Raw genomic sequence first — 26,507 nt, forward strand, 5'->3', positions numbered from 1 at the left:
GATGACCGAAACCGTCCTGATTACCGGCTCCAACAGGGGCATAGGCAAAGCCGCCGCACTCGGTTTGGCGGAAGACGGCTTTGATATCGCCGTCCACTGCCGCAGCCGCCGCGACGAAGCCGAAGCCGTGGCGGAAGAAATCCGCGCTTTGGGCAGAAATGCGCGCGTGTTGCAGTTTGACGTGTCCGACCGCGAAGCCTGCCGCGAGATTCTGACCGCCGACATCGAAGCGAACGGCGCGTATTACGGCGTGGTGTTGAACGCCGGACTGACGCGCGACAACGCCTTCCCCGCGTTTTCAGACAACGATTGGGATGTGGTGCTGCGGACTAATTTGGACGGTTTTTACAATGTATTGCATCCGCTGGTTATGCCGATGATACGCCGCCGCAAAGCCGGACGGATTGTGTGCATGGCATCGGTATCCGGCCTGACGGGCAACCGCGGGCAGGTCAATTACAGCGCGTCAAAAGCGGGCATTATCGGCGCGGCAAAAGCTTTGGCGGTTGAGTTGGCAAAACGCAAAATTACCGTCAACTGCGTGGCACCAGGTTTAATCGATACAGAGATTGTCGATGAAAATGTACCCGTCGAAGAAATCTTAAAGGCTGTCCCCGCCGCGCGTATGGGGCTGCCGGAAGAAGTGGCGCACGCGGTGCGTTTCCTGATGGATGAAAAAGCGGCGTACATCACGCGCCAGGTGATTGCGGTGAACGGAGGTTTGTGTTGAATACCAGAAGGGTCGCAGTAACGGGCATAGGCGGCATTACCGCCTTCGGCCGGGATTGGCAAAGCATACAGGCAGCATTCAAAGCCGAAAAAAACGCCGTCAAATATATGGATTGGCACGAACGTTTCCCCGAATTGGAAGCGCAACTGGGTGCGCCGATTGAAAATTACGCGCCGCCGAAACATTGGACGCGCAAGCAGCTCAGAAGTATGGGGCGCGTGTCGTACCTGTGCGTCGATGCGGCGGAGCAGGCTTTGACAGATGCCGGTTTGCTCGGGGACGAAAGCATTACCGACGGACGGATGGGCGTTGCCTGCGGCTCTTCCAGCGGCAGCACCAAAGACATCGGCGATGTTGGCGAATTGTTGCTGACCGGCACGTCGCGCAACTTCAGTGCCAACACCTATGTGCGTATGATGCCGCACACCACCGCCGCCAATATCGGCATCTTTTTCGGGCTGAAAGGGCGCATCATCCCGACATCGAGCGCGTGTTCGTCCGGCAGCCAAGGCATAGGTTATGCCTACGAAGCCATCAAATACGGGCTGACCGATATGATGCTGGCGGGCGGAGGCGAAGAATTTTGCCCGTCCGAAGTGTATGTTTTCGACTCGCTTTATGCCGCCAGCCGCCGCAACGGCGAACCGGAAAAAACCCCGCGCCCATACGACGTGAACCGCGACGGGCTGGTCATTGGAGAAGGCGCGGGGATTTTCGTGTTGGAAGAATTGGAACACGCCAAACGGCGCGATGCGAAAATTTACGCCGAACTCGTCGGCTACGGCGCCAACAGCGACGGCAGCCACGTTACCCAGCCGCAAAAAGACACGATGCAGAAATGTATGGAACTCGCGCTGCAAGACGCGGGCATCACGCCCGACAAAATCGGCTATGTGAACGGGCACGGCACGGCAACCGAAAAAGGCGACATCGCCGAAACGCTGGCGACTGAAGCTGTATTCGGATTTGTGCCGATGAGTTCGCAAAAAAGCTATTTGGGACACACGCTTGGCGCGTGCGGCGCGCTGGAAGCGTGGTTCTCGATTGAAATGATGAACGGCGGCTGGTTCGCCCCGACCCTGAACTTGAACGACATCGATCCGCGCTGCGGCAAGGCGGACTATATTTTAAGCGGCGGACGTGAAATCCAAACCGATTACGTGATGAGCAACAATTTCGCCTTCGGCGGCGTGAACACTTCGCTGGTGTTCAAACGTTGGAAGGACGGATAAAGCCGCATAATCCGATTACATCATATTGATTTAAAACGGAATAAAACAACAAACTGCCCTTTCAGACTTCCTTGCCGCCTATCCGCTCGATATGGCAAACCGTCCGGACGGCATCCGTTCCGCAATATTGCCACGCCAATTCGGCAGCTCCGCGCCACACGCAGGCGACAACCGCGTCGCCGCACCAGATTGCGCTGACGGCGTGCCAACCGGTCCCGCCATCCGCACGTAAACCGTAAACCGCCGAACCGTCGGTCAGATAACCGACTTTCGCCATATCTTGCGGAAAACCCAAACCGCAGGCTTTAAGCAGTGCTTCCTTGATGCACCACAGGCGGTAAAAAGCCTCTGCCTGCCAACCGGAACGTGCCAAAAAAACCCGTTCTTCAGGGGAACAAACCCATTCGGCAAGTGCCTGAAAATTGCGCGGACGGATCGTTTCAATATCGACACCGCAAACCGTGCCGCCGCCGCAGACCAAAACCGCCGCCCGCCCTTTGCTGTGCGAAAGCGACCGTACCTTGCCTCCTTGTTGCTTTAAAAACCGGCTGACCCGCCAATCCGTCCGCCCTGCCAATTCCGGCGCGCGCAGCAGGCGCGCCCTGTCCGCATCGTCCAGACAGGATTCCCGATAAGCAGCGGCGGCCGACGCATCGGCAAGGCGGCACTGCAATACTGTTTTTTTATCCGGCACGACACCCTCCGTTCTGCCATTTGGAATATATGACCCGAATGTTTGACATCAACTTCTCCGACAATACGCCGATTGCCCTCGACCCGCTGTGGACCCGCGCCGATTTTATACGCACGGTACACGCCCTGTCGTTAAAATTAACGCAAAACAACATCCGTTCGGCGGCATTGTGGTTTGACGATGCCGCGCTGTTCGCAGCCGCATTGCTTGCCGTTTGGAATAGCGGCGGCAAAGCCCTGCTGCTGCCGAATACCGCACCCGGAAACCTGACTTGGGCGAAATCCGCACAAATCCTGCTGAGCGACACCGATATTGTTTCAGACGGCATCAGCGTTTGGCAAATACCAACCCCTTGCGGCGGTATGCCGTCTGAAAGCCGCATACCGCAAGCATTGGACATCCCGCCCGAATCAGAAGTGCATTTGCGTACATCAGGCTCCGGCGGGGAAGCCAAAACAATCGTCAAAACCGCCGCACAAATCGAATCGGAAGCCCGCACGCTGGCTTCGGCAATCCCGTTCGGACGCGGCAAAACCGCCGTCCTCGGCAGCGTATCGCCGCAACATATGTACGGACTGACCTTCCGCTTCGCGCTTCCGCTGCTGATGGGGTGGACGATGATCCGCAGGCAAAATGCCTATCCCGAACTGCTGCTGTCGGCAAGCCTGAACGTGCCGTCCGATTATCAAAATGTCTGGATTGCCAGCCCCGCCCTGCTCAACCGTTTCGGCGAAAATCGGGATTGGGCGGCGTTAAACGGAAGGATAGCCGGCATCGTTTCCGCAGGCGGGGAACTCCCACCGGAAACCGCCGCCCTGTTGGAACAATATACAGTCCGCCCTTATGAAGTTTACGGCAGTACGGAAACCGGCATCATCGCCTCCCGCCAAAAACAGACCTTGTGGCAACCGTTCCCCAACGTCTCCGTCCGCAATACTGGCAAATCGGCGGAAATCTCTTCGCCGTGGACAAACGGCGTGCAATACATTGCCGATTGCATCGAAACCCACGAAGACGGTTTTGCCCTGCTGGGCAGGCAGGATAGGATAATCAAACTGGCAGACAAACGCATTTCGCTCAACCAAATCGAACACGAATTGCTGAAACACCCTTGGATTGCCGACGCACATTGCGCCCTGCATCCGGAACACGGACGCATTGCCGTTTGGGCGGCACTCGATACGGAAGGCATTACGGCGTGGCTGGAACAGGGGCGCACCGCCGTTATCGCCGCACTCAAGCAACACCTTGCCCAAACGCAAGACACGGCTGCCCTGCCGCGCTACTGGCGTTTTACAGACCGTCTGCCGCGCAACGGACAAGGGAAAATTACCGCAGCGGACTTTCAGACGGCATTGGCAGAACCCGCCGCGCCGCAATGGCACACCTTGCCGCCCGAAGGAAACCGGTTGCGCTATCAAACCCGCGTACCGCTGGATTTACCCTATTTCGGCGGACATTTTTCCACCTTCCCACTCGTCCCCGGCGCAGTCGAATTGGAATGGGTACGCCGGCTTGCCGCACGGCACCCCTTCGGCAGGCAAAACGTCATCCGTATCGAAAACCTGAAATACCAACAGTTTATCCGCCCGTATGACGACATTTCCGTAGAACTCGGATACGATGCCGATAAAAACAAACTGTCGTTTAAAATCCAAAAACAGGATGCCGCCTGCGCCTCGGGGAGGCTGGTATTCGACACGCCGCAGGACAGCCCCAACCCAACCGCAAGAGAAGAACGATGAACCGCCTTCGCACAGGCAAATAAGATTACAGCCTTACCTTTAAATATGAACATCCTCGCCCTCATCCCCCATTACAACCACCCGGCAACCGTCGGCACGGTCGCGCACGGCCTGCGCGCCTGCGGTTTGGACGTGTTGGTCGTGGACGACTGCTCGCGTCCCGACTGCATACCCGTTTTAGAAAATCTGGCTTCAGACGGCATCCGCGTCATCCGCCGCACAAGCAACGGCGGCAAAGGCGCGGCAGTGCGCACGGGTTTCGAGGCGGCGGCGGAGCTGGGATACAGCCACGTCCTGCAAATCGACGCCGACGGCCAACACTGTTTGGACGATGTGCCGAAGTTCGTCCGTGCCGCGCAACTCAATCCCGAAGCCCTCGTCTGCGGTCAGCCGCAATACGGCGGCGACGCGCCCAAATCCCGATTGTACGGGCGCAAGATTACCGACTTTTGGAATATGGTTCACACCTGGTCGTCCGATATTAAAGACGGTATGTGCGGCTTCCGCCTTTATCCGTTGCCGCCTGCGTTGGCGGTCATACGCGGAGAATACATCGGCAACCGTATGGACTTCGACATCGAAATCCTAATCCGGCTATATTGGCGCGGCATCAAAACCGTGTGGATACCCACGCCCGTCCGTTACGCCGCAGACGGCATTTCCCACTTCCGCGCCCTTGCCGACAACATCCTTATCAGCCAGATGCACACACGGCTGTTTTTCGGTATGCTCAAATGGCGTTGGCGCATCTTGAAAGGCATATTCCGATGAACGGCGCATCCCGACACTGGGCGGAACAAAACGAACGCGGCAACCGCCTATTCCTCAAGCTGACGGCGGTAATTGTCCGTTATCTGCCCCCTTTTTTAATGAAACCGTGTATTTGGTTTGTCGTCCTATATTTTTACCTGACCTCGCCTCGGGCGCGGAAAAACCTCCATACCTACCAAAACCGCCTGCGGCATACCTTTCCCGACGCTATGCCGTCTGAAAACCGCATATTCGCGCAGTTTTTGGCATTCGGCGAAGCCGTTTGCGACCGGTTTGCCGTATGGCAGCGCAAAATACGTTACGAAGACCTGATTATCGAAGACCCCGACAACCTGACCGCCGCTATGTATCAAAACGGGCGCGGACAGATTTTTGCCTGTTCGCACCTGGGCAATACGGAAATCTGCCGCGCACTGGTTTCCCACCACCGGAATTTCAAACTCAACGTCCTCGTACACAGCCGCCACGCGCAAATGTTCAACGAAGCCCTGCAACAGGCGGGCGCGGACAAAATCCAACTGATACAGGTAAGCGACTTGGACGCATCGCTGATGATGACGCTTAACCGGCGCATTGAAGCAGGGGAATGGTTGGCAATCGCCGCCGACCGCATTCCCGTCCGGGGCGAAAAAACCGTAACCGTCGATTTTTTGCAACACCGTACCGAAATACCCCAAGGGGCGTGGATTCTGGCATCGCTGCTGAAAACCAAGGTCAACGCGCTGTTTTGCATCAAACAGGACGGACGCTACCGCCTGAAACTTCGCCCTATGACCGACACATCGGATTGGACGCGGGCGGAGCGCACGCAAAAAATCAAAGAATCCGCGCAACATTTCGCCCGCATTTTAGAAGAAGAATGCCGTCTGAATCCGCTGCAATGGTTCAATTTTTACGACTTTTGGCACACGGAGCACCATCCCAGATGAACAAAAAACACATTTTCTGCCGCCACAGCCACACCGTCCGAGTCCCGTTTTTCGATGTCGATCCGATGCAGATCGTCTGGCACGGCAACTACGTCAAATACCTCGAAGTCGCACGCTGCGCCTTCCTTGAAAGCATAGGCTACGGCTACGGTGAAATGGGCAGGCGGGGCTTCGGCTGGCCCATCGTCAAAATGGACTTGAAATACATACGCCCCGCACGGTTCGGACAAACCATACGCATCGATATGGCAATCGTCGAAATCGACACTTGCCTGCGTATCGACTACACTTTGTCCGATGAGCAAACCGGCGAAAAACTGACCCGCGCATCGACCACGCAGGCGGCAGTATCCCTAAAAACCGGAGAAACACAGTTCCAAACGCCGGAAAGCTGGCTCGAAGCCGTACGGAGTCATCCGACTTTTCAAGCCGCATAAGCCCTGCCGTCCGCTTTCAGACGGCATTTTCCGCCCCATTATTACCACACCGACAGACAACTATGAAAAAATACCTGCTTGCCGCGCTCCTTGCCGCAAACGCCCTTTCCGCCTCGGCATTTTCCACTGCCGAACTGACCCGGATACTGCAAAAACCCGACAACATCCAAGGCAGCTTTATCCAATACCGCCATCTGAAATCCCTATCCAAACCGATGGCTGCAACCGGAAAATTCGTACTGATGCCCAAACGCGGACTGCTCTGGCAGATGCAAAAACCGTTTGCCGCCACCCTGCGCGTCCGTTCAGACGGCATCAGCCAATGGAACGGCAAAGGCTGGATAATGCCCGATACCGGAAAAATGCCCGGACAAAGCAGGCAAATCAAACTCTTTCTCGACCTGATCGGCGGCGATACGCAAGGGCTGGAAAAACAGTTCGATCTGAAACTCGAAGGCTCGGCGCAAAAATGGACGCTGCAACTCACACCGAAAACACTGGTGATGAAACAAATCTTCAACCATATCGACATCAGCGGGGACAGCGTCGTGCGCCGCATCGAACTGCACGAAAAACAAGGGGACAAAACCGATATGCGGTTTGACGGCATCAGCGTCGGCAACCCGCCGGACAAGTTTGCCGAACAATCACTCTGACACCGTCCGAACCGCTATGACCCGCCTGATTTACACCCTGCTGATGTCGGCACTTGCCGCCTTTGCCTGTTACAACATCACAACGCGCGATTGGCTGCAAACCGATTTGACCGAGCTGCTGCCCAAGAGCAGCCAAGATGCCGTTTTGCAGGCGGCGGAACGCGCCGGCGACGCGCAAATCAACAGTCAAATCATCCTGCTGGCGGGCAGCCCCCGACCCGAAACCGCATTTCAGACGGCATCGGAAATCGCCGGCTTGTGGCGGCAAAGCGGGATATTTTCCGAAGTAAACAGCCAAATCAGCCCCGACCTTGCACAAATCCGCCAAGACATCGGCAGAATCAGCTTGGCCGTCTTACCCGAAGCCCAACGGCGTTTGCTGACCGAAAAACCCGCCGACTATTTCCGCCAACGCGCCGAAGATGCCGCCAACCCGTTTGCCGTACCCCCCCTGCCCTTAGACGAGGACTGGCTGGGTTTCGGGCGTTTCGTTGCCGGCAAAATCAATCCCCAAACCCGTCTGCAATGGCACCCCGAAAACGGTATGCTGTTCAACGAAGACAACGGGAAAACCTGGGTTTGGATACGCGCCAAGCTGCCCGATAACGCCCTTCCTCAAGATGCCTTGGCAAACCTGCTCCAAAAAACACAGACATTGGCATCCGGCAGGCACGCCGAAATCCTGACCGGGGGCGGCGCACTTTTTGCAGCAGCCGCCAAAGCCGATGCAGAAAAAGAAAGCCGGATAATGGGTTTTGCCGGCACCGTCCTGACCGTCGCCCTCATCTTGTGGGTTTTCCGCAGCGCGCGCACTTTCTGGCTGCTGCTGCCGTCTGCCGCAGGCATGCTGGCGGGCTTGGCGGCGGCTCTGGCGGTATTCGGACATATTCACGCCCTGACGCTGGTTATCGGTACGAGCCTGATCGGGATGCTGGTCGATTTCCCGCTGCACTGGCTGACCCCGTCGGTATTCTCATCATGGCAGGCGAAACCGGCGATGGAACAGGTATTGCCCACCTTTGCAGTCAGTCTGCTGATTACCGTTTCGGGATACGCGCTGCTCTGGTTCACACCTTTACCGGTTTTACAACAAACTGCCGTTTTCTCCGGATTCTCGCTACTTGGCGCATTCGGCGCGACTATCTGCTGGCTACCGCCCCTGTTTGCCCGTTATCAAGCAAAACCCGTACCTTTTGCCGCCTTAAGTACCATACTGGGCAGACATATCAAGAAACAGCTCCCCCCGTCCTTCCGTTATCCCGCAGCAGTTTTCCTGATGGTTTTCGCCGCCGTCGGACTGTGGCGCAGCAACTGGCGCGACGACATTCGCCAATGGGTGAATATGCCGCCCGGACTGTTGTCGCAAATACAAAAAATCGGCACATTGGGCGGAACCGATTTCAGCGGTCAATATCTGGTTGCCGAAGCCGCAAGCGAAGACGCGCTGCTGTTAAAAAATGCCGAACTGCGCCGCACCCTCGCCCCTCTGATTCGACAAGGCAAACTGAAAGGCATCCAATCGCTGGATCAATTCATTCTGCCAGCCGCCGAACAAAACCGCCTGAAACAATATTTGCGCGCGATTGCAGACAAACCTGGCAACTACCGCGCCCTGCACGAACTGGGCATTCCCGAAGACACGCTGAAATCCGCCCTGCTGCAAGCGGCCGGCACGCCCGCCATCACGCTTTCAGACGGCATCGTCCTGCCTCTGGCGCAGGCTTGGAAACCCCTGTATCTCGGCGAAGTCGAACCGCATCGTTATGCCTCGGTTATCCGCCTGAACGGTATGACCGAACCGGAAACCGTCCGCAAAACGGCGGAAACCGTCCCGGGAATCAAATGGGCGGACAAGCGCGGCAGGCTCAACGAACTGTTCCGCCATACACGCAATCAGGCGGCTTGGCTGAAATTGTCGTCTTACCTGCTGGCCTGGCTGCTGCTGTGGCGGCTGTTTGGCGCGCGGCAGGGTGGGAAAATCCTCGCCGTCCCCATTGTTGCCGCCATCGGCACTGTTGCCGTATTGGGTTGGCTGGGCATACCCGTCAGCCTGTTTGCCATGTTCGGATTGCTGTTGGTTTCCGCCATTGGCATTGACTATGCCGTTTACGTACTCAATGCCGGACACAGTACCGATGCGCGGCTGGGCGGTATGCTGCTTGCCGCGCTCACGACCGGTATCTCCTTCGCCATACTTGCCTTCAGCGGCACACCGGCCGTCGCCGCATTCGGCATTACCGTCGGCATCGGGGTCATATTGAACCTGTGGCTGGCGGCACGGCTGATGTACTCCGCCCCCGATACGCAGCATCCCGACCGTCAGCCGCCCTGCCGCCGTTTCCGCTTCAGACGGCATTTTTGAAAGGAACTTATGCGCCTGACCACAACCCTGCTTGCCCTATTAACCGCAAAGCTGCTTGCCGCCTGCTCCTCATACACCCTACCCATCCCCCAAACCCGGCCGCGCCTTGCCCAAGACGTACAATGGTTCAAATGGGAACGCTACAATAAGGGGCAAGAACCCGTACAAACCGGCATACTGGCGGCCGAACAGCTTGAGGACGGCATCCGGTTTGTACAAACCGACATATTGGGCGCACCGGTTTCACGCCAGACCATCAGCGGCGGCGGCTGGAAAAACGACGGGTTCGTGATGCCCAATATGCCGTCCCGCCGCCTGTTTGCCGCACTGCTCCCGCTGATAACCGCCGAGAATGCCGCACCCCTCTATCCCGAATCCAAACGGACAAACGCCGACACATCCTTCTGCAGCAAGGGGGCATTGTTCCGTTACCGCAATCGGGACATATGGTGCGTCAACCATACCGGCGGGCAATTTTTGATTACCCTACCCGACCAAACCCGCTGGTCGGTTACACCGATTGAACCATTATGAACATACCTGTTTACCTCGGAAGCCCTGCACTCACCAGCGCATTGGGCAGCGGACTGCACACCCACATCGATGCCCTGCTGTCCCCTTCTTCCAAACCGGCACTGACATTTTCATCCGACTGGGTTGACGGCAAAAATCTTGCCTTCGGTATGGTAAAAGAAACCCTGCGCCCCTTTTCAGACGGCACGCCCGCACACTGCCGCAGCCGCACCAACCGGCTGCTTTGGCACACGCTCGAACAAATCGAACCGCAAATCCGCGCCGCCATACGGCGATACGGCGCAAACCGGATTGCCGTCGTTATCGGCACATCCACCGGCGGCGCGGACGAAAACATCCCGATGTTCGAACAGGCAGTACAGGGAAAAGCCTGGCAAGACCTCACGTTCAACCAATGCCAACACCTTATGAACGCGCCTGCCGATTTCATTGCCGATGCTTACGGGCTGAACGGCCTGCGTTACGTCGTTTCCACCGCCTGCACTTCCGGCGCGCGCACATTAATCAGTGCCGCCCGCCTGCTTCGCGCCGGTATGTGCGATGCCGTCATCTGCGGCGGCGCGGACACACTCTCGCCGCTGACCGTCAACGGATTCGCCTCATTGGAAGTCTTGTCCCCGAACATTGCCAACCCCTTCTCCGCCAACCGCGACGGCATCAATATCGGCGAAGGCGCAGCCGTATTCATCATGACGCGCGATGCGGATTTTTCCGGCGGTATGCGGCTTCTGGGTTATGGCGCAAGCAGCGATGCCTACCATATTTCCACGCCGCGCCCCGACGCTCAAGGCGCAATCCTCGCCTTTCAGACGGCATTGCGGCACGCCGGACTTGCGCCCGAAGACATCGGCTGGATCAATCTGCACGGCACCGGGACGCACCACAACGACAGTATGGAAAGCCGCGCCGTTGCAGAAGTATTCGGCAACAACACGCCCTGCACGTCCACCAAGCCGCAAACCGGGCATACTTTAGGCGCGGCGGGTGCAATCGAAGCCGCGTTCGCGTGGGGCATTGCCGACCGGCAAAGCAATCCCGAAGGGAAACTTCCTCCCCAGCTTTGGGACGGACAGAACGACCCCGACCTGCCCGCCATCAACCTGACCGGCAGCGGCAGCCGCTGGGAAACCGAAAAACGCATTGCCGCCAGCTCATCGTTTGCCTTCGGGGGAAGCAACTGCGTTTTACTCATCGGATGAAATAAGTTTGTCAATCCCACCGCTATGCTATACAATACGCGCCTACTCTTGACGGGTCTGTAGCTCAGGGGTTAGAGCAGGGGACTCATAATCCCTTGGTCGTGGGTTCGAACCCCACCGGACCCACCAATTCCCAAGCCCGGACATATGTTTGGGCTTTTTTGCCATTTATTGCGGCATATTCAGACCAGGGCAATACAGCTTTTCCACACACCTACCTTTTGTCGGACGACCTCATTATGAACCCGAAAATTCCCGCCACCGCAGCCATATTGGTTAAAAACTCAGAACGCTATTTAAATGAAGTTTTAACCGCGCTTCAAGACTTCGACGAAGTTTTGCTGCTCGACAACGGCTCGACCGACCGCACCTTTGAAATCGCCGGACGCTTTGCCAACATCAGTTATCACAAACACAATTTCATCGGCTTCGGCCCGATGAAAAACCTTGCTGCAAAACTTGCGCGAAATGATTGGATATTCAGCATAGACAGCGACGAAGTGGCAGATGATGAACTGATTGCCGCCATCCGCAAAGCCGTGGTGGAAAACAAAGAACAAAACATCTTCTCCCTCTCGCGCCTGAACCATTACAACGCCCGCCTGATCAAAGCCTGCGGCTGGTATCCCGACATTATTCCACGCCTTTACCACCGACGCTTTACCCGTTTTTCCGACCGTCAGGTGCATGAATCACTGATTTTGCCGCCCGATGCAAACGTCCGTCCGCTCGAAGGCCGTCTGAAACACTATTCCTTTGAAAACGCCGAAGGGCTGATTCAGAAAATGCAGCAATACAGCTCGCTCTACGCCGAAGAAAACCGCTACAAAAAAGACAGTTCCCCCTTCAAAGCCCTGTTGCACGGCAGCGTATCGTTTGTCAAAAACTACCTGCTCAAACGCGGTTTCGCCTACGGCGCGGACGGTTTGACCATTTCCATTGCCAATGCCCAGGGTTCATACTACAAATACGTCAAACTTTACGAACGAAACCGCAACATCAGCGTCGCCCTTATTGTGACCACCTACAACCGACCCGACGCGCTGGAGCTGGTTTTGAAATCCGCGCTCGCGCAAACCCGCCTGCCCGACGAAATCATTGTCGCCGACGACGGTTCACGCCAAGACACCGCCTCAGTCGTCGAGTCCATCCGCAGCCGCACCGACATCCCCGTCAAACATTCTTGGCGGACGGACGACGGCTTCCGCGCCGCCGAATCGCGCAACCGCGCGCTGGCGCAGGCAAAAAGCGACTACATCATCCTCATCGACGGCGATATGATACTCGACCCGTCCTTCATCGCCGACCACCTCAAACTTGCACGCAAAGGCAGGCTGATACAAGGTTCGCGCGTCATCCTAACCCAAGAACGCACCCAAGAAATTTTAGATTCCGGCGAATTGCCCGATTTGTCCGCATTCAGCCAAGGCATAGAAAAACGCCTATCCGCCCTGCGCTGCCGCACCCTGTCCGACCTGATTGGCAGACAAAGCAGCCGCAAACACAAAGGCATCAAAACCTGCAATATGGGCTTTTTCCGCAGCGATGCGCTTGCCGTCAACGGTTTCGATAACCGCTTTGTCGGCTGGGGGCGCGAAGACAGTGAGTTCGTCGCCCGCCTCTTCCATAAGGGCATAAAACGCCACAACCTCAAATTTGCCGGCATCGCCTACCATCTTTGGCACAATGAAGCCGAACGCAATACCTTACCGCAAAACGACGCATTGCTTCGAGCCACACTATCCGAACGAAAAATCCGATGTGAAGACGGTTTGGACCGCTTCTTGCCATAAATTCAAATAAAAGCACCTATTTCCTTATTTCTGCCATCACCCCCGCGCAGGCAGAAATCCGGTTTTTTGAATTTCGGTTATTTTAAATAAATTCTGAAACTTTAATCTCGTCATTCTCGCGAAAGCGGGAATCCAGTCCGTTCGGTTTCAGTTTTTTTGTGTTTCGGATAACTTCCTATGATTTTTCGTTACTGGATTCCCACCTGCGTGGGAATGACGACGAAAAGACGGTTGTTGTTTCGGATAAATACCGTAGCATTAAAAATCCCGTATTCCCACTCTCGCGAAAATGACGATATGCGTATTCTCTATTTAATCCACAATAAAAACTTCAGACGGCATATGCCGTCTGAAAGCCCTTAATGCAACAAACCGCCAAATTATATTCGTTCATTGGAAAGAAACACCCCGAACTCATCCTTCAAAATAAGAAAATCCCAATATCCCCCGATATTACGCAGCCTATTGGCAAAGTTTTGCAGCGTCTTCCCCGGTTTGTGCCGCCGCACCAAGTGCTTTGTTACAATGCACTGTCTTCACATTTCTTAATAAATTTTATGAGCAACCATACTTCTTGGTCGTCCAAAATCGGTTTCGTCCTTGCTGCGGCAGGTTCGGCCATCGGTTTGGGCGCGATTTGGAAATTTCCTTATACGGCGGGCACCAACGGCGGCGCGGTGTTTTTCCTGCTGTTTTTGATATTCACCATTTTGGTTGCCCTGCCCGTCCAGCTTGCCGAGTTTTATATCGGGCGAACGGGCGGACAAAACGCCGTCGGTTCCTTCAAAACCCTGCGTCCGGGTACGCGGTGGTTTTGGATCGGACGGATGGGCGTTGCCGCCTGCTTTGTTTTGCTGTCTTTTTACAGCGTGGTCGGCGGATGGGTATTGAATTATGTCGTCCACAGTTTCACGGGGGCGGTTCATACCGGCGCGGACTTTGAAGCCTTGTTCGGCGCGACGATTTCCAATCCGGCAGGTTCGCTGTTTTATCAGGCGCTGTTTATGCTGATTACGGTTTGGGTGGTCAAAGGCGGGATTTCAGACGGCATCGAAAAGGCAAACCGTTATCTGATGCCGGGGCTGTTTATCCTCTTTATTGCGCTGGCTATCCGTTCGCTGACGCTGCCGGGTGCGATGGAGGGCGTGTCTTTCCTGCTCAAACCGAATTGGTCGTACTTTAAAGCCGATACGATGATTACGGCTTTGGGACAGGCGTTTTTTGCCTTGAGCATCGGCGTTTCCGCTATGATTACCTATGCTTCGTATTTGGGAAAAGATCAGGATATGTTCCGCTCGGGACATACGATTATGTGGATGAACCTCTTGGTTTCGCTGCTTGCCGGCCTGGTGATTTTCCCGGCGGTGTTCGCCTTCGGTTTTGAACCCAGCCAGGGGCCGGGATTGATTTTTATCGTATTGCCGGCGGTGTTTATGAAAATGCCGTTCGGTACGGTTTTGTTTGCGGTATTTATGCTCTTGGTTGTTTTCGCCACGCTGACTTCGGCGTTTTCGATGTTGGAAACGGTCATTGCCGCAACCATCCGCCAAGACGAGCGCAAACGCAAAAAACATACTTGGCTTATCGGCACGGCCATTTTTATTGTCGGCATCCCGTCCGCGCTGTCTTTCGGCGTATGGGGCGAGTTTAAGGTTTTCGGCAAAACCATTTTTGATTTGTGGGATTACCTGATTTCTGCGGTCATTATGCCTGTCGGCGCGTTGGGCGTTGCCGTATTTACCGCCTGGATTCAGGACAAACAGTCTGTGTTAAAAGATGCCGGCTCGGGCAGCACCGTGCCCCGGGCAGTGCTGCTGCTGTGGCTGAATACCTTGCGCTACCTCGCCCCGATTGCCATTATTATTGTTTTCGTCAATTCTTTAGGCATCCTTTAAAAAGTCCTCCAAACGGCGAAAATGCCGTCTGAAAGCCTTTCAGACGGCATTTTACTTTTAATGGACAATCAAGGGACGCGTTTACCAATTCTTGTCCCTGTAATGCTCGGACAGGGCAATCAGCATTATCCACAGCAAGCTGACAAATCCGCTGACCCCGGCTGCCATAAACAGGATTCTTTCCCAAGCGTTCATAGGGGGCATGGGCGTTCGGCTGCCATCTGTGGTCGGTCCGTCAAGCAAAATATAGATGATGACGGTAACAACATTCAAAAGTATTGGTTTGCGATACAGCATCCAAATATGTTTCAGCCTGTCCGACATACCCCCTCCTATGGTTCAGCCGATTTCGTTCAAAGTATTGTCCGGCATCAGCAGCCAAACCTTAAGCCGCCTGCTTTCGGCAACCGACCGTATCAGCGGCAAATCCATCACGGAAAACGCCGTCGACAAGGCATCGGCAACCGCCGCATCATCCGCCATCACGCTGATGCTTTTATAACGCGGCGTACCCGCGCCGGTCCGCGGATCGAACAAATGGGTAAACCTGCCCGCCTTGTCCATCACCGTCCCATAGCCGCCCGAAGTGGCAAACGCCTTGTCTTTCATGACAACCGTCGCCAACACGCCTTCTTCGTCATCCGGGTTGCGGATACCGACATTCCAAGTCCGTTTACCGTTTGTATCAAACCCGCGGATTTCACCCATATCGGCTAAAGCGGCAGGCACGCCGTTTGCCTTCAGCAACGCGACGACCTTATCCGTGATATAGCCTTGCGCGATGCCGTTCAAGGACAAACCCATACCCTTTTCGGCAAAACGGATTTCACGGTCATCAAACACCAATTTGTCAAAGCCGACCCGCTTCAAGGCTTCCTTCACGCTATTTTCCGATGGCGGTGTTTCCGCATCGGGATGAGCGGCAAAATAATCGGCATACAGTTTCCACAAAACCTGAACTGTCGGATCAAATGCCCCGCCGGTCAAAGTATGCATATCCCGGCAAATGCTCAACAGTTCCAAGAAATCCGCCGGAGGCGAAGTCAGGTAACCGTCCCTGTTCAGACGGCTGATCAGACTGTCTTCACGGTAAAGGCTGAACATTTTTTCCAAACGCGCCACTTCCGCCAAAACCTTGTTGACCAAATCCGCCGCACGTCTGTCGTCCACACCGAACAGACGGAGCTCCGCACCGGAACCCAGTGCGACACCATTCCAGAAAAACACATTTTCATTGCGTTTTTCATCCCCGTTGCGTTTTTCATCATCGGCGGCAAAAGGATTCGGCAGGAAAGAAACCGCCACGCCCGCCGCCGCAACGGCGGCAACCGTCAAAAAACGCCTGCGCCCGAAATGCCTGCCCATACCGCCTCCTAAACCGACACTGCCGCCTTGATATGCGGATGCGGATCGTAGCCTTCCAACTCGAAATCTTCAAATTTGAAGGCAAACAAATCTTTGACTTCAGGATTGATTTTCATCACAGGCAAGGCGCGCGGTTCGCGTTCCAACTGCAATGCGGCCTGCTCGAAATGGTTGCGGTACAAATGCGCGTCGCCAAACGTATGGACAAACTCGCCTACTTCCAGTCCGCACACTTGCGCCATCATCATCGTCAAAAGCGCGTAGCTGGCAATATTAAACGGCACACCAAGGAAAATATCCGCGCTGCGCTGGTAAAGCTGGCAGGACAGTTTGCCGTCGGCAACGTAAAACTGAAACAGCGCGTGGCAGGGCGGCAAGGCCATTTCATCGACCAAAGCCGGATTCCACGCCGACACAATCAGGCGGCGCGAGTCTGGATTCTTCTTGATTTGTTCCACCACATTGGCGATTTGGTCGATATGGCGGCCATCGGGCGCGGGCCAGCTGCGCCATTGATAGCCGTAAACCGGGCCCAAGTCGCCGTTCTCGTCCGCCCACTCGTCCCAAATGGAAACATTGTTGTCCTTCAGGTATTTGATATTGGTATCGCCTTTGAGAAACCAAAGCAGCTCGTGGATTATCGAGCGCAAATGCAGCTTTTTGGTCGTCAGCAGCGGAAAACCTTTGCCCAAGTCAAAACGCATCTGATAACCGAATACGGAGCGCGTACCCGTACCGGTGCGGTCTGATTTGTCCGTACCGTTGTCGAGGACGTGGCGCATCAAGTCCAAATAGGCCTTCATCATCATCTTTCATCAAATTAAACGGCGCATATTGTAACATTTCCGGATAATGCCCAAAACACGGATACAGGCAGGCAGGATTGTTGACAATTTCGATTCTTTTCCACGGGAAATCGGGCTTAAAAACAAAATTACCTTGATTGTAATCAAAAAATCTAGTTTAATTACTTAGAATAAAATTCCAATAATATTTTTATTTGCGAAATTAATTTATGATTATTGATTGATTATCGGCAACAAACATCAACAATTGAAAATATGGAAAAAATAATGTCAACAATTTGTGCCAAATCGGGCTTGGCATCAGAAAAAAATAGGTTTATATTGCTACCTACAAATTTGTTTTCCCATTAGTACAATATCAACCAAAAGGAGTATCCGAATGACTGACCTGAACACCCTGTTTGCCAACCTCAAACAACGCAACCCCAATCAGGAACCGTTCCATCAGGCGGTTGAAGAAGTCTTCATGAGCCTCGATCCGTTTTTGGCAAAAAATCCGAAATACACCCAGCAAAGCCTGCTGGAACGCATCGTCGAACCCGAACGCGTCGTCATGTTCCGCGTAACCTGGCAGGACGATAAAGGACAAGTCCGAGTCAACCGGGGCTACCGCATTCAAATGAGCTCCGCCATCGGTCCTTACAAAGGCGGTCTGCGCTTCCACCCGACCGTCGATTTGGGCGTGTTGAAATTCCTCGCTTTTGAACAAGTGTTCAAAAACGCCTTAACCACCCTGCCTATGGGCGGCGGCAAAGGCGGTTCCGACTTCGACCCCAAAGGCAAATCCGATGCCGAAGTAATGCGCTTCTGCCAAGCCTTTATGACCGAACTCTACCGCCACATCGGCGCGGACACCGATGTTCCGGCCGGCGATATCGGCGTAGGCGGACGCGAAATCGGCTACCTGTTCGGACAATACAAAAAAATCCGCAACGAGTTTTCTTCCGTCCTGACCGGCAAAGGTTTGGAATGGGGCGGCAGCCTCATCCGTCCCGAAGCGACCGGCTACGGCTGCGTCTATTTCGCCCAAGCGATGCTGCAAACCCGCAACGATAGTTTTGAAGGCAAACGCGTCTTGATTTCAGGCTCCGGCAACGTGGCGCAATACGCCGCCGAAAAAGCCATCCAACTGGGCGCGAAAGTATTGACCGTTTCCGACTCCAACGGCTTCGTCCTCTTCTCCGACAGCGGTATGACCGAAGCGCAACTCGCCGCCTTGATCGAATTGAAAGAAGTCCGCCGCGAACGCGTTTCCACCTACGCCAAAGAGCAAGGCTTGCAATACTTTGAAAACCAAAAACCGTGGGGCGTTGCCGCCGAAATCGCCCTGCCCTGCGCGACCCAAAACGAATTGGACGAAGAAGCCGCCAAAGCCCTGTTGGCAAACGGCTGCTACGTTGTTGCGGAAGGTGCGAACATGCCGTCAACTTTGGGCGCGGTCGAGCAATTTATCAAAGCCGGCATCCTCTACGCCCCGGGCAAAGCCTCCAACGCCGGCGGCGTGGCAACTTCGGGCTTGGAAATGAGCCAAAACGCCATCCGCCTGTCTTGGACGCGTGAAGAAGTCGACCAACGCCTGTTCGGCATTATGCAAAGCATCCACGAGTCCTGCCTGAAATACGGCAAAGTCGGCGACAAAGTGAACTACGTCAACGGTGCGAACATCGCCGGCTTCGTCAAAGTTGCCGATGCGATGCTGGCGCAAGGCTTCTAAGCAAACGCAACCAACCCGCAAACAAAATGCCGTCTGAACCGCAAATGCTGTTCAGACGGCATTTCCTTATCCGCCCGTTCAAATCGGGTGAGACTACCGATACATCTGAATATGCTATGCCGTCTGAACGGCATTCACACCGCCCAATCCTGCACGCGCTTCAAATCGTTTTGCGCCAAAGTATCCGCGTGGCGGTTACGGCTCTGATATTCCCTGTCTTTCAAGATGCTGCTCGCCACATAATTCAAATGGGACTTTGCCGCCTCCGAAGCCTCGACCGGCCGGCGGTTCGATATCGCCTCATACAGCACGCGGTGCTGCGCCATCAGTTTCGGACGCGGATCTTCTTCCTGATTCAGGTAAATAAGGCTGCTGCGCGTCTGCCGGTACAGCATTTTCAACAAACCGCCCGACAAATGGCTGAACAACAAATTGTGCGCCGCATCCGCAATCGTCTGATGAAAGCTGACATCGGCTTCGCCCTGATGTTCCAAATTGCCGCTTCCGCACGCCTCCTCAAACTTTTCAAGCCAAAACCGAATCCGCTTCAAATCGGCATCCGTGCGGCGTTCTGCCGCCAATGCCGCCATACAGCCCTCAATATGGCAACTGAAATCAAAAACATCCTGCTCCCAATTGGAATGCTTGCCCAAAAGCTCCTGCCAACTTTTCAGGAAATCCTGCTGCGGTTTGACGGAAACATAATAACCGTCTCCCTGCCTCGCTTCCAAAACCTGACGGGCGACCAAAATATTCAATGCCGACCTGACCGACGGACGCGAAACGCCGAACTCTTCCGCCAAAACACGCTCCGGGGGGATCTTGCCCCCTTCCGCGTAAATGCCTTCCGCAATGCGCTCCTCCAGCACCGACAACACCTGATCGCTGATTTTCTGCGGCCTTATCAGTTTCATCACCCCCTCCTTTAAAAGATTCTTTGCCGAACCCTTCCAAAATACATCAAACATCAAATTGGACTGACCAATCAGGGCGGATTCTAATGACCCGCCGTTCCCACCGTCAACGGCATTTACCTCGCACCGCCCCTGAAATACAGGAAAAAACTACATCAAACTACATTTTTTATTCGTATAAATTATTGTTTTAATTATATTTAAACAAAAACCTCCGTTTCAAACCTGCCGCACCGCCCAAAAATATATTGACCTGAATATTAAAGTTTCGTAAAGTAATGCAACGTTGCTTTAATTGGTTTGACCACTATTGCCGACGATTAGAAAAATATTTTCGGAGATGTTCAATTATGGAAACTTGGGTTCAAAACTACACGGCAATCGGCGGCAGCCTGTATCTGACTGCCGCCGCCGCACTCTTACCCATCGTCTTTTTCTTTGCCGCGCTGACCGTCCTGAAGCTCAAAGGCTATCAGGCGGGGCTTTATACGCTGCTGATTGCGCTTGCCGTTGCCGTATTCGGCTTCGGGATGCCTGCGGGTATGGCGGTTTCTTCCGCGCTGTACGGCTTCGCTTACGGATTGTGGCCGATTGCCTGGATTATCGTTACCGCCGTGTTCCTGTATAAAATTACCGTAAAAACAGGGCAGTTCGACATCATCCGCGCTTCCGTGATTTCGATTACCGAAGACCAACGCCTGCAAATGCTGCTGGTCGGCTTCTCCTTCGGCGCATTCCTCGAAGGCGCGGCAGGCTTCGGCGCGCCGGTGGCGATTACCGCCGCTTTGCTGGTGGGCTTGGGCTTCAATCCGCTCTACGCCGCCGGTTTGTGTCTGATTGCCAACACCGCGCCCGTGGCTTTCGGCGCGATGGGCATCCCGGTTCTGGTTGCCGGACAAGTGTCCAACCTCGATCCTTACCACATCGGCCAGGTAGCAGGCCGCCAACTGCCGATTCTGTCGATTATCGTTCCCTTCTGGCTGGTCGCTATGATGGACGGTATGCGCGGCATACGCCAAACTTGGCCTGCCGTATTGGTGGCGGGCGTATCTTTCGCCGTTACCCAATTCATTACCGCCAACTTCATCGGCCCGGAATTGCCCGACGTAACCTCCGCACTGGTCAGCCTGATTTGCCTGTCCGCCTTCCTGAAAAAATGGCAGCCTAAAGAAATCTTCACGTTCAACGGCATGAAAAAACTGTCCGAACGCAAAGCGGGCGAATACACTGCCGGACAAATCATCAAAGCTTGGTCGCCCTTTGCCATTCTGACCGTTTTCGTCAGCGTGTGGACGATTAAGGGCGTAAAAGAGGCTTTGGGCGTTGCCACCATCAAATTCGACTGGCCGATGCTGCACAACTTGGTACAAAAAGCCGCGCCCATCGTCAGCGAACCGACACCATACGCCGCCGTATTCAAAATTGACTTCCTCGGCGCAGTCGGTACGGCAATCCTGTTTGCTTCCATCGTTTCCGCAATCCTGCTGAAAATGAAACCTTCCGAAGCCGTCGGCACGTTCTTTGAAACGCTCAAAGAACTGCGCCTGTCCATCCTGTCCATCGGTTTGGTACTCGGCTTCGCATTCGTGGCAAACTATTCAGGACTGTCGTCCACTTTGGCACTCGTCCTTGCCGCTACCGGTGCCGTGTTCCCGTTCTTCTCGCCGTTCCTCGGCTGGCTGGGCGTATTCCTGACTGGTTCGGACACTTCCGCAAACGCCTTATTCGGTTCTTTGCAGGCAAGTACGGCGCACCAAATCGGCGTTACCCCCGAATTGACCGTTGCCGCCAATACAACCGGCGGCGTAACAGGCAAAATGATTTCGCCGCAATCCATCGCCATCGCCTGTGCGGCAGTAGGCTTGGAGGGCAAAGAATCCAACCTGTTCCGCTTCACCGTGAAACACAGCTTGATTTTCTGCATCTTTGTCGGCTTCCTGACCCTCCTGCAGGCCTATGTTTTGCCGTGGACGCTGATTTTCTTTAATAAATAACCCGTCTTTCAAAATGCCGTCTGAAGCCGTTTCCGCTTCAGACGGCATTTTTTTATTAGGCCGATACATTCGTTATTGATGTATGTTAAATAAAGTGCAACTTCTGATGCATCGTTCAGTTTAGTTTTATATACTACTTTAGGACTAACACAACAACCCTCTATTTAAGTAGATTAGATATGAAAACTACCCACTTCCTACTCCTTCCCCTCGCAGCCGCGCTAAGCCAAGCATGGGCAGCCCCTGTTGCGGAAGAAACCGCCGAGCTCTCCCCCGTTACCGTTACCGGGACACAGCAGCAAAAAGCCAATACAGTCAAATTCAATCCTAAAGCCACCCTCCAGCCCCTACCGGCAGGGGATGGTGCAGACCTTTTACAATCCGTCCCCAACATGAGCATCATCCGCAAAGGCGGCAGCTCGGGCGATCCATTGTTCCGCGGTTTGGGCGGCTCGCGCCTTGCCATCAACGCAGACGACCAGTTCGTTTACGGCGGCTGTTCAAACCGCATGGACCCGCCCACTTCCTACATCCACCCCAGCACCTTTGACGAAGTTGTCGTCACCAAAGGTCCGCAAACCGTTACCCAAGGGATGGGTTTGATCAGCGGTTCCGTTCACTTCGTCCGTAAAGATCCGACCTTCCACGAACAACCCTACTCCTTCAACGGCAGCACCACATTGGGCAGCAGCGGCAGACGCGATGCCTCCTTTGAAGCCGGTGCGGGTGGCAAATACGGTTATGCCCGCCTCAATGTCTCACACAACGAATCCGACGACTATAAAGACGGAGCAGGCAACCGCGTACATTCCAACTTCAAACGCGACAGCCAAATGGTTCAGTTGGGCGTTACCCCGACCGAAAACACCACCATCGCCGGCACATACGAACGTAGCCGCGGGAAGGCAGCCTACGCCGACCGTATGATGGACGGCAGCAAATTCGACCGCGACGCGTGGAATGTCCGCATCAGCCAACGCAATATCACACCCTGGTTGAGCGAAATCGAAGCACGCTACGGCTCCAGCGAAATCGACCACGTTATGGACACCTACAGCCTCCGTCCGGTTACAATGATGATGGGCAAACGCGCTATGAATCCCAAACGCCGCACCGATACCGGCAACCTGAAAGCCACTTTCGATTGGGACAACGTCAACCTTCAAACCGGCATCGACTATATGCGCGACCGCCATACCGAACGCAACGGCAATGAAAACTACGCTTCGAGTCCTTTCAAGCCTACCCAAAGCTTTAACCAACTGGGCGGCTTTGCCGAAGCGGCATGGCAACGTACCGACAAGCAAAAACTGATTGCCGGTTTGCGGTACGATAAAGTTACTGCCGTTTACGAAACTTATCCGAACAGCGACCCCAACAGAACCATCAAATATCCTTTGACTTCCGGCTTCTTCCGTTTCGAGCAAACTGCGGGAAATACCAAATATTATGCAGGTTTGGGCGTTGCCCAGCGTTCGCCTGACTACTGGGAGCGCAATCGGGATGAAGACCTGAAAAAAGAAACCAACCGCCAAATCGATGCAGGCATGATTTGGAACAAGGGCAACCTCCACCTTGCCGCCTCACTCTTTGCCGGTAAAATACGCGACTATATCCTGATCGAACAGCACATGATGCACCACGGCGGACATGGCGGACACGGACATGTCATGACCATGGCGCGCAACATCAATGCCACCCGTTTCGGCGGCGAACTTGAAGCCAAATGGCAGTTTGCACCAAGCTGGAGCATCAGCAGCAACCTTGCTTACACGCGCGGTAAAAACACGACCGACAATCTGCCGTTGGCACAAACACCTCCGCTCGAATGGAACAACACCCTCGCCTTCGACAACGGCAAATTCAGCGCGGGCGCATTGTGGAAACTGGTTGCCAAACAAAACCGCTACGCCAAAGGACAGGGCAACATCATCGGTCAGGATATTGGCGCATCCGCAGGCTTTGGTGTGCTTTCCGTCAATGCAGGTTGGAAATTCAACAAATACGCCACCCTGCAAGGCGGAGTGGACAACGTCTTTAACAAAACCTATGCCGAATTCGTCAGCAGAAGCGGAGGATTTGTCGATCCTGCCGCCGGCATCAAAACCACCCGCGTCAACGAACCCGGCCGCACCGCTTGGTTAAGGCTGCAAGCCAAGTTCTAAACGCCTGCATTTTAAAATGCCGTCTGAAACAGAGTACGTTTCAGACGGCATTTAACTTGAAGCACAAACCCGACACTTAGAGTTACCCTTAGCAAATCACACCCAAATTACCCCGTTAAAAGCTTTTCCAGCTGTTGTTTCCCACAACACATACAAGACTTCAACGGAATATCGATATAAAACTCTTTATTTTTCATACCGCATACAAAACTTCCTTAACCGTACCGACTTCTAAACCATAAAAAACCGGCATATGAAACATATGCCGGTTAAACAGTCAGTTCGGGCGGTTACCAGAAATATCCTAAGCCCGCACCCAAACTTACATCATGTTGGGAGTTAGCCCCAAACGAGAACCTCATACCATACTTACCGTTATCAGACATAGTGGCATAACCCACTGCAATCGCAGTCTGACCATTATGATTTCCAACAGCAGCGGTAGCCACAGACTGACCCGGATGATGAGGCTGCAACAGATTGGCCGTCGCCAAAGCTCCTGCTACCCCTGCATCAGCACGTTTGCCCAATTTATCTACTTTATCCTGCAGACGGTCCACACGACTGCTGACAGCATAAAGTTGTGAGCCATTGACTGCATCCGTACTAGTCGGCGTAACCATACCGGCAGCTACCCCTCCAATACGAACTTCACCATTTGGACGATCGGCAGCTTGCTTACCTTTAAAAGTAACCATTGTACCACCAGGCTCGTCCGTACGGGTAAATGGCAAATCTACCGAGAGGCCATCTTTATCGACTATGATGCCGCCGTTATCTTTGGCCTTCACTTTCACGCCATCGGAACCTACTTCGATACCGTTACCAGCTTTGACAGCCAGGCCGCTGTCGGTTTTCTCTAAACCTTTGCCGTCTGCAACTTTCGCTGCAACTTTGTAAGTCTTGCCATCTGTATCAAGCTCAACTTCCGTTGTATTGTCTTTCGCGGCAACTTTTGTTTTTGCTTCATTAATCGCACTAACAACATTAGCTACAGTGGTGAGTTTATCCCCATCACCATCTTTCGCTTTCGCTTTGCCAGCTTCATTGCTAATCTCACCCGTTACCGCTTTCACATTGCCTGTCGCTGCATCTACCGCAATGGTTGTACCATCCGTATTCACAGAGACACCATCTGTACCGACAGTAAGACCTCCCTTGTCTTTCGCTTTAACAGAGACACCACTTGCATCTACAGTAATACCATTTCCATTTTGTACTGATACGCCATCAGCACCTACGGTAATACCACCGTTGGCTTTCGTATTTACAGAGATACCCTTATTATCAACTGTAACTCCATCTCCAGCTTTTACTGACAACCCTGCAGCACCACTCTCTAAACCCTTACCCGACTCAACTTTCGCCGAAACCGTATAGGTGTTAGTCGCTTCATTATGAGAAACGTCAGCACCATTACCTGCGGCAACTTTCACTTTCGCTGCATTAATCGCCGCCGCTACTTCACCTGCTTTCGCTAACTTGTCTTTATCTGCATCTTCAACACTTGCTTCATTCCCTGCCGTAATCATACCCGTTACCGCTGAGACTTTACCTGTCGCTTTATCTACCGCAATGGTTGTGTTATCTGTTGTTACAGAGACACCATCTGTACCGACAGTAAGACCACCGTTGGCTTTCGCTTTAACGGAGACACCATCAGCATCTACAGTAATACCACCGCCAGTTTTCGCATTAACAGATACACCATCAGCATCTACAGTAATACCACCGTTGGCTTTCGTATTTACAGAGATACCCTCTCCATCCACTTTGATACCACCATTGGCTTTAGATTTAATCGCTAAACCATCAGCAGTCTTTTCTAAACCTTTATCAGATGCTACTTTCGCTGCAACCTTGTATGTCTTTCCATCTGTATCAAGCTCAACTTCCGTTGTACTGTCTTTCGCTGCAACTTTTGTTTTTGCTTCATTAATCGCACTAACAACATTAGCTACAGTGGTGAGTTTAGCCTCATCACCCGTTTTCGCTTTCGCATTGCCCGCGTTGTTTTCAATCTCACCCGTTACCGCTGACACGTTGCCCGTATCATCCAGTTTAATCGTTGTACCATCGGTATTTACAGAAACACCATCCCCATTAACAGTCAAACCACCGTTAGCTTTCGCTTTAACAGACACACCACTCGCATCCACAGTTACACCGTTTCCGCCTTGCACAGATAAGCCGTTTGCACCCGCAACGATACCTTTGTTTTCGTCAATTTTCGCTGAAACCGTATAGGTGTTAGTCGCCGCATCATGCGCAACTGTCGCACCATTACCCGCTTCGACTTTCACTTTCGCCGCGTTAATCGCTTCAGCTACATTAGCCACCGTGGTGAGTTTATCCTCATCACCCGTTTTCGCTTTCGCATTGCCAGCGTCGTTTTCAATCGTACCCGTTACCGCTGAGACTTTACCTGTCGCTTTATCTACCGCAATGGTTGTGTTATCTGTTGTTACAGATACACCATTTGCATCTACAGTAAGACCACCGTTGGCTTTAGATTTAATCGCTAAACCATCAGCAGTCTTTTCTAAACCTTTATCAGATGCTACTTTTGCTG

At 53.7% G+C, this 26,507-nt stretch carries 21 protein-coding genes and 1 tRNA gene; 16 read left to right on the forward strand and 6 right to left on the reverse strand.

The features are described 5' to 3' along the window. The first annotated feature begins 1 nt into the window (after position 1). Both fabG and RDY34_RS07980 read left to right on the forward strand, forming a co-directional pair. Complete coding sequence (gene fabG / locus RDY34_RS07975; protein ID WP_107819535.1) at positions 2-730, forward strand: 3-oxoacyl-ACP reductase FabG; 729 nt, start codon at positions 2-4, stop codon at positions 728-730. Then, complete coding sequence (locus RDY34_RS07980; protein WP_308074072.1) at positions 724-1,962, forward strand: beta-ketoacyl-ACP synthase; 1,239 nt, start codon at positions 724-726, stop codon at positions 1,960-1,962. Before fabG ends, RDY34_RS07980 begins: the two co-directional genes overlap by 7 nt. 61 nt (positions 1,963-2,023) lie before the next feature. On the opposite strand, the gene RDY34_RS07985 is transcribed toward RDY34_RS07980, so the two are convergent. Then, a complete protein-coding gene (locus RDY34_RS07985; protein WP_308073010.1) occupies positions 2,024-2,656 on the reverse strand; it encodes a 4'-phosphopantetheinyl transferase family protein in 633 nt (210 codons plus the stop codon). 29 nt (positions 2,657-2,685) lie between these two features. On the opposite strand from RDY34_RS07985, the gene RDY34_RS07990 reads away from it, so the two are divergent. From RDY34_RS07990 to RDY34_RS08040, 11 genes are all read left to right on the forward strand, one after another. Further along, positions 2,686-4,401 carry an ApeI family dehydratase gene (locus RDY34_RS07990; RefSeq protein WP_308074073.1) on the forward strand — a complete coding sequence of 572 codons (1,716 nt, stop codon included), beginning with the start codon at positions 2,686-2,688 and terminating at the stop codon, positions 4,399-4,401. A 45-nt stretch (positions 4,402-4,446) separates the two neighbouring features. Next, positions 4,447-5,172, forward strand: a complete 726-nt coding sequence (locus RDY34_RS07995) for a glycosyltransferase family 2 protein (protein WP_308074074.1) — start codon at positions 4,447-4,449, stop codon at positions 5,170-5,172. Further along, the gene (locus tag RDY34_RS08000) at positions 5,169-6,101 is read left to right on the forward strand and encodes a lysophospholipid acyltransferase family protein (RefSeq protein ID WP_308074075.1); all 933 of its coding nucleotides are present in this window, start codon (positions 5,169-5,171) and stop codon (positions 6,099-6,101) included. The genes RDY34_RS07995 and RDY34_RS08000 overlap by 4 nt, the downstream gene beginning before the upstream one ends. Continuing rightward, complete coding sequence (locus tag RDY34_RS08005; protein WP_308074076.1) at positions 6,098-6,538, forward strand: acyl-CoA thioesterase; 441 nt, start codon at positions 6,098-6,100, stop codon at positions 6,536-6,538. Before RDY34_RS08000 ends, RDY34_RS08005 begins: the two co-directional genes overlap by 4 nt. A gap of 62 nt (positions 6,539-6,600) precedes the next feature. Further along, positions 6,601-7,194: an outer membrane lipoprotein carrier protein LolA gene (locus tag RDY34_RS08010; protein ID WP_308074078.1), complete on the forward strand. Its 594-nt coding sequence runs from the start codon at positions 6,601-6,603 to the stop codon at positions 7,192-7,194. Between the two features lie 16 nt (positions 7,195-7,210). After that, positions 7,211-9,556, forward strand: coding sequence for an MMPL family transporter (locus RDY34_RS08015; RefSeq protein WP_308074079.1), 2,346 nt, complete (start codon positions 7,211-7,213; stop codon positions 9,554-9,556). Positions 9,557-9,565: 9 nt separating this feature from the next. Beyond that, the gene (locus RDY34_RS08020) at positions 9,566-10,090 is read left to right on the forward strand and encodes a hypothetical protein (RefSeq protein ID WP_308074080.1); all 525 of its coding nucleotides are present in this window, start codon (positions 9,566-9,568) and stop codon (positions 10,088-10,090) included. Further along, positions 10,087-11,289, forward strand: a complete 1,203-nt coding sequence (locus tag RDY34_RS08025) for a beta-ketoacyl-ACP synthase (protein WP_308074081.1) — start codon at positions 10,087-10,089, stop codon at positions 11,287-11,289. The genes RDY34_RS08020 and RDY34_RS08025 overlap by 4 nt, the downstream gene beginning before the upstream one ends. Positions 11,290-11,342: 53 nt before the next feature. Continuing rightward, positions 11,343-11,418, forward strand: a tRNA-Ile gene (locus tag RDY34_RS08030). Positions 11,419-11,528: 110 nt separating this feature from the next. After that, positions 11,529-13,082 (forward strand): glycosyltransferase family 2 protein, encoded by a 1,554-nt coding sequence (locus RDY34_RS08035; RefSeq protein ID WP_304670011.1) that lies wholly within the window; start codon positions 11,529-11,531, stop codon positions 13,080-13,082. 557 nt (positions 13,083-13,639) lie between these two features. Next, entirely contained in the window at positions 13,640-14,977 is a 1,338-nt protein-coding gene (locus tag RDY34_RS08040) for a sodium-dependent transporter (protein ID WP_304670010.1), read from the forward strand. Positions 14,978-15,058: 81 nt separating this feature from the next. On the opposite strand, the gene RDY34_RS08045 is transcribed toward RDY34_RS08040, so the two are convergent. Genes RDY34_RS08045 through RDY34_RS08055 form a run of 3 tightly spaced genes read right to left on the reverse strand, consistent with a single transcriptional unit; the run spans position 15,059 to position 17,145 of the window. Then, positions 15,059-15,301 carry a peptide ABC transporter permease gene (locus tag RDY34_RS08045; protein ID WP_304670009.1) on the reverse strand — a complete coding sequence of 81 codons (243 nt, stop codon included), beginning with the start codon at positions 15,299-15,301 and terminating at the stop codon, positions 15,059-15,061. A gap of 15 nt (positions 15,302-15,316) precedes the next feature. Then, positions 15,317-16,342 (reverse strand): FAD:protein FMN transferase, encoded by a 1,026-nt coding sequence (locus tag RDY34_RS08050; protein ID WP_308072999.1) that lies wholly within the window; start codon positions 16,340-16,342, stop codon positions 15,317-15,319. 8 nt (positions 16,343-16,350) lie between these two features. Next, a complete protein-coding gene (locus RDY34_RS08055; RefSeq protein ID WP_036469060.1) occupies positions 16,351-17,145 on the reverse strand; it encodes a thymidylate synthase in 795 nt (264 codons plus the stop codon). 382 nt (positions 17,146-17,527) lie between these two features. Between RDY34_RS08055 and gdhA the strand changes: the two genes are divergently transcribed. Beyond that, the gene (gdhA, locus tag RDY34_RS08060) at positions 17,528-18,862 is read left to right on the forward strand and encodes an NADP-specific glutamate dehydrogenase (RefSeq protein ID WP_003752328.1); all 1,335 of its coding nucleotides are present in this window, start codon (positions 17,528-17,530) and stop codon (positions 18,860-18,862) included. 134 nt (positions 18,863-18,996) lie between these two features. On the opposite strand, the gene RDY34_RS08065 is transcribed toward gdhA, so the two are convergent. Then, positions 18,997-19,776 (reverse strand): FadR/GntR family transcriptional regulator, encoded by a 780-nt coding sequence (locus tag RDY34_RS08065; protein ID WP_115119474.1) that lies wholly within the window; start codon positions 19,774-19,776, stop codon positions 18,997-18,999. A 350-nt stretch (positions 19,777-20,126) separates the two neighbouring features. Between RDY34_RS08065 and RDY34_RS08070 the strand changes: the two genes are divergently transcribed. Together RDY34_RS08070 and RDY34_RS08075 are read left to right on the forward strand one after the other, a co-directional pair. Then, complete coding sequence (locus RDY34_RS08070; protein ID WP_308075209.1) at positions 20,127-21,770, forward strand: lactate permease LctP family transporter; 1,644 nt, start codon at positions 20,127-20,129, stop codon at positions 21,768-21,770. A gap of 179 nt (positions 21,771-21,949) precedes the next feature. Continuing rightward, positions 21,950-23,935, forward strand: a complete 1,986-nt coding sequence (locus RDY34_RS08075) for a TonB-dependent copper receptor (RefSeq protein ID WP_308184526.1) — start codon at positions 21,950-21,952, stop codon at positions 23,933-23,935. A 290-nt stretch (positions 23,936-24,225) separates the two neighbouring features. On the opposite strand, the gene RDY34_RS08080 is transcribed toward RDY34_RS08075, so the two are convergent. Further along, on the reverse strand, positions 24,226-26,507 hold a 2,282-nt coding region (locus RDY34_RS08080; RefSeq protein WP_308184527.1), incomplete at its 5' end, for a YadA family autotransporter adhesin.

The organism is Neisseria polysaccharea (assembly GCF_963392925.1).
GTDB lineage: Bacteria > Pseudomonadota > Gammaproteobacteria > Burkholderiales > Neisseriaceae > Neisseria > Neisseria polysaccharea.

Bases quoted from the DNA above. Each gene is read 5' to 3' on its own strand.
- fabG (WP_107819535.1), top strand. From the start codon at position 2: ATGACCGAAACCGTCCTGATTACCGGCTCCAACAGGGGCATAGGCAAA.
- RDY34_RS07990 (WP_308074073.1), top strand. From the start codon at position 2,686: ATGACCCGAATGTTTGACATCAACTTCTCCGACAATACGCCGATTGCC.
- RDY34_RS07995 (WP_308074074.1), top strand. From the start codon at position 4,447: ATGAACATCCTCGCCCTCATCCCCCATTACAACCACCCGGCAACCGTC.
- RDY34_RS08000 (WP_308074075.1), top strand. From the start codon at position 5,169: ATGAACGGCGCATCCCGACACTGGGCGGAACAAAACGAACGCGGCAAC.
- RDY34_RS08005 (WP_308074076.1), top strand. From the start codon at position 6,098: ATGAACAAAAAACACATTTTCTGCCGCCACAGCCACACCGTCCGAGTC.
- RDY34_RS08010 (WP_308074078.1), top strand. From the start codon at position 6,601: ATGAAAAAATACCTGCTTGCCGCGCTCCTTGCCGCAAACGCCCTTTCC.
- RDY34_RS08015 (WP_308074079.1), top strand. From the start codon at position 7,211: ATGACCCGCCTGATTTACACCCTGCTGATGTCGGCACTTGCCGCCTTT.
- RDY34_RS08020 (WP_308074080.1), top strand. From the start codon at position 9,566: ATGCGCCTGACCACAACCCTGCTTGCCCTATTAACCGCAAAGCTGCTT.
- RDY34_RS08025 (WP_308074081.1), top strand. From the start codon at position 10,087: ATGAACATACCTGTTTACCTCGGAAGCCCTGCACTCACCAGCGCATTG.
- RDY34_RS08035 (WP_304670011.1), top strand. From the start codon at position 11,529: ATGAACCCGAAAATTCCCGCCACCGCAGCCATATTGGTTAAAAACTCA.
- RDY34_RS08040 (WP_304670010.1), top strand. From the start codon at position 13,640: ATGAGCAACCATACTTCTTGGTCGTCCAAAATCGGTTTCGTCCTTGCT.
- RDY34_RS08045 (WP_304670009.1), bottom strand. From the start codon at position 15,301: ATGTCGGACAGGCTGAAACATATTTGGATGCTGTATCGCAAACCAATA.
- RDY34_RS08050 (WP_308072999.1), bottom strand. From the start codon at position 16,342: ATGGGCAGGCATTTCGGGCGCAGGCGTTTTTTGACGGTTGCCGCCGTT.
- RDY34_RS08055 (WP_036469060.1), bottom strand. From the start codon at position 17,145: ATGAAGGCCTATTTGGACTTGATGCGCCACGTCCTCGACAACGGTACG.
- gdhA (WP_003752328.1), top strand. From the start codon at position 17,528: ATGACTGACCTGAACACCCTGTTTGCCAACCTCAAACAACGCAACCCC.
- RDY34_RS08065 (WP_115119474.1), bottom strand. From the start codon at position 19,776: ATGAAACTGATAAGGCCGCAGAAAATCAGCGATCAGGTGTTGTCGGTG.
- RDY34_RS08070 (WP_308075209.1), top strand. From the start codon at position 20,127: ATGGAAACTTGGGTTCAAAACTACACGGCAATCGGCGGCAGCCTGTAT.
- RDY34_RS08075 (WP_308184526.1), top strand. From the start codon at position 21,950: ATGAAAACTACCCACTTCCTACTCCTTCCCCTCGCAGCCGCGCTAAGC.